General features: G+C 57.0%; 4 protein-coding genes. All 4 read left to right on the top strand.

The window, feature by feature from the left end; translation table 11 throughout:
- Window positions 1–13: 13 nt before the first annotated feature.
- The 4 genes from MVO87_RS07665 to MVO87_RS07650 are packed head-to-tail and all read left to right on the top strand — an operon-like array spanning window position 14 to window position 3,399.
- Window positions 14–1,000, top strand: coding sequence for a CpXC domain-containing protein (locus tag MVO87_RS07665; protein ID WP_297516760.1), 987 nt, complete (start codon window positions 14–16; stop codon window positions 998–1,000).
- 1 nt (window position 1,001) lies between these two features.
- On the top strand, window positions 1,002–1,898 hold the full coding sequence (locus MVO87_RS07660) for a zinc ribbon domain-containing protein (RefSeq protein ID WP_297516741.1): 897 nt from the start codon (window positions 1,002–1,004) through the stop codon (window positions 1,896–1,898).
- Window positions 1,899–1,907: 9 nt separating this feature from the next.
- Window positions 1,908–2,402 carry a hypothetical protein gene (locus MVO87_RS07655; RefSeq protein ID WP_297516743.1) on the top strand — a complete coding sequence of 165 codons (495 nt, stop codon included), beginning with the start codon at window positions 1,908–1,910 and terminating at the stop codon, window positions 2,400–2,402.
- A 1-nt stretch (window position 2,403) separates the two neighbouring features.
- Complete coding sequence (locus MVO87_RS07650) at window positions 2,404–3,399, top strand: SPFH domain-containing protein (RefSeq protein ID WP_297552779.1); 996 nt, start codon at window positions 2,404–2,406, stop codon at window positions 3,397–3,399.
- Window position 3,400: the final 1 nt, after the last annotated feature.

Genomic DNA, 3,400 nt, shown 5'->3' with positions numbered 1-3,400 from the left:
ATGAGTGATGCCCATGGAGGCCTTCAAGTGTGAACGATGCGGGGCACCCCTTGAGGTGACCCCGGAAACGATTGTTGCCGTCTGTCCGTACTGCGGTTTCCCAAACCACCTGAGCGGGAACCTCAGGACGGAGGACATGTTTCTGGTTCCCTCACTCAACAAGAACCAAATCGCGGAAGCGTTCTGGCGCATGGTCGAGAAGGACTTCGACCTCAAGCGGATTAAGGACTCGATTCAGGTTGTCGGCGTTGAGGGCCACTACGCGCCGTACTGGGTTGGCGACGTTTACGTGAGCGGTGATGTTGACTACACCGTCCGCGAGGAGGAGTGCGAGACCTACACCGACAGCCAGGGGAACACGGAAACGCGGTGCCACACCGTTGAGAGGCACTACCACGACGTCGTGAGCGAGACCCTCCACCTGATAGGCCCCGCCAGAAGGCAGGTGGCGAGCTTCGGCGTTGACGACATCATAAAGCACTATTCTAAGACGAAACCCGAAGAGAAGCGCCTGCTCGACCTCGATGAGGGGCAGTGGGAGAAGCTCAAGCTGGAGATACTCAATACGGAGATGGACGAGGAGCAGGCAAAGCTTATGATGCGTGAGGATGCAATAGACGTCATTAGAAACCGCTACTCCGCCAAGGCCGACAGGATAGACCGTTTTGATGTGAAGGCGGAGGAACCGAGCAAGGTGCGCCTCGTTCTCCTGCCGATGTGGACGGTTTATTACAAGTTCGAGAACTCGATATACCACTCGGTTTTCGCGGGCTGGGACGGGAAGAGAGTCGCCTCGACAGAGCCAATGTCGACCCTCAGGCGGGCGGAGTACATGGGTGGCGTTGCCCTCGGGATTCTGATAGGAGCTATAGGAGGAGCTTACGGTGCCGCGGCGAGCGCCTACGCGCTGACGGGGATAGCGATAGGCCTCGGCTCGGTTCTGAGCGGGTATTTCGGCTTCAAGGTCCTCGAGGGCCAGCGCGTTGAGAGGGGTGGTTGAAATGGAGGTTACCTGTCCCACGTGCTCCGCGACCTTCAAGGTTCCCGACACCGTTGAGGTCGCCACCTGTCCCTACTGTGGGACGACTTTCCATGTTCACACGAAGGAAACCGGCGAGCACTTCTTCTTTCCACCTATGAGGAAGGACGCCGGCGGTGTTCTGCTGAAGTTCCTCTCAAGGCAGTACGGCGCTCCGGCCGACATAACCGGAGCTAAGATAACCAAGAAGGAACTTCACTGGGTTCCGGTTTACTTCTTCTACCTGCACGGAAGGAGCAGGCTCTGGCCGACCGTTGAGGAGGTCCAGTTCATGGGAATTCCGGCGGGTTCGCCCTTCAAAACCCTCCTTGAGGGCTACCCGTTCCCGATTAGGGGCAAAGTCTTCTTCAGTGAGGACGTCGTCAAGAAGGGCCACTACTACGAGCCAGAGGTTCCGAAGGAGAAGGCCGAAGAGCTCGCGAGGGTCGCGCTGATAAACGCCCTAACTGGAGAGGCTAGGCAGGAAGACAAGAGCGTCAGTGAAGACGAGCTTGAACTCGAAGTAAGATACCTGGGTCTCGTCCACTACCCGCTCTGGGAGCTCCGCTACGAATATGCCGGGAAGGAATACTGGGGCTACGTTGACGGAACCGACGGGAGGGTCATCTCTGCAGAATACCCCCTCGAAAGCGGTGCAAGGAAGAAGGCCAGTGCAATAGCGATGGGAGTAATCGGGGCCGGGGCGGTTCTCGGGTTCATAGCGTCGGCAATCTTTGGAACGCCCTTCGGCCTGCTGGGCGGTCTAATCCCTGGGGCGGTCGGCGCGTGGGGGATAGGCTCTAAAGGCGCCGTAAAAAAGAGAATCGTGAGCGGTGTGATAAAGGGTCGCTCCGGAAACCTCTACTTCCAGCCGATTTGAGGTGATAAGATGGGGAAGGAAACCTCACTCCTTGAAAAGCTTGAGCTCGTTGTGCCGGGCTTCCACGGCTACAAAAAGAAGGAGCTCCTCAGAGAAGACGACAGGCTGATTAGGGGAAAGGTTGCGGAGATACTTGGACAGGCAAAGAGAGAACTTGAGAGGGCCCTGCAAAGGTGCGCCATGGTGAACTGCCAGCAGCTGATGGGCATTGAAAACCTGAGGAAGAAGCTCATGATGCTTGAGAGCAGAGTTCTCCATGCAGAGGCCGGCTACCGCGGTTACTTTGACAGGGTCAAGTTCAAGGAGAAGGAACTCGAAAGGCTCATCGAGTACGACGCCAAGATGATTGAACTCGCTGAGGAGATACTCAACGAGGCAAAGACATTAAACGCCCAGGTGGCGAATCCCCAGGCCCTTGGCATGGCGGTTCTCAACCTCGACGAGAAGCTCATGAACTTTGAAGAGGTTCTCAGTCAGAGGATGAGCTTCGCGGTGGGTGAGTGAAATGGTTGAGGTAATCGAATGGGTCAACCCAGGTGAGGACGAGATAATCTGGAGGTACCCGAACGAGGTCATAAAGTGGGGTGCCCAGCTGATAGTCCACGAGTACGAAGTGGCAGTCTTCATGCGCGATGGCAAAATCTACGACGTTCTTGGCCCGGGAAGGCACACGCTGACTACGCAGAACTTACCGCTCCTCTACAAGCTCGTTGGCGGTTCAAACAGCCCCTTCAAGGCAACGATAATCTTCGTCAGCATGAAGCAGTTCCAGGGGCGCTACGGTGGCGAAACGCAGACGAGAGAATTAGCGCCTGTCAAGTACTACGGCGTCTACTGGTTTAAGGTCGCGGACCCTGTCCTCTTCATCACGGAAGTTGTTGGTGGCCAAAGCCTGTACGACGCGAGCGACGTTACCAAGTTCATCAGGGCATACTTCAACGAGGGCATGATGAAGCACCTCTCGGCTTACTCGATAGTTGACCTCTTCCAGAACCTCGACATGGTCAGCACGCAGGTTAAGGTAAAGCTCATGGAGGACTTCCGCAGGTTGGGCCTCGAGCTTGTTGATGTTAAGATTGAAGGCGTTAACACCACGGACGAATGGCGCCAGAGGCTCTTCTGGCTCATGCAGACGGGCAACGCTCAAGCTGTAATGCAGATGGACACAGTGAAGCAGGTCGCGGCAGAGCTCGGCAAGAGTCCGGGGGCTGGAATGGGAACTGGAATGGTTCTCGTCCCCCAGCTATTCCAGCAGACTGCTCAGCCCGTCCAGCAGGCCCCAGCACAGCCCTACGCCGGTGCGCCTGCTCCCCAGCAACCACAGCAAGCAGCCCCTGCCCAGCAAGCGCAACAGGAGATATGCCCCTACTGTGGTAAGCCTATTCCGCCCGGAGCGCGCTTCTGTCCCTACTGCGGGCACGAAATCAAGCGCTGTCCCAACGGCCACATAGTTCCAGAGGGCGCGAAGTTCTGCCCGGTCTGCGGTGCGAAGATTGAGTGAG

It is taken from the genome of Thermococcus sp. (genome assembly GCF_027063845.1).
Lineage (GTDB): Archaea > Methanobacteriota_B > Thermococci > Thermococcales > Thermococcaceae > Thermococcus.
This window is presented reverse-complemented; position numbering and strand designations above follow the sequence as displayed.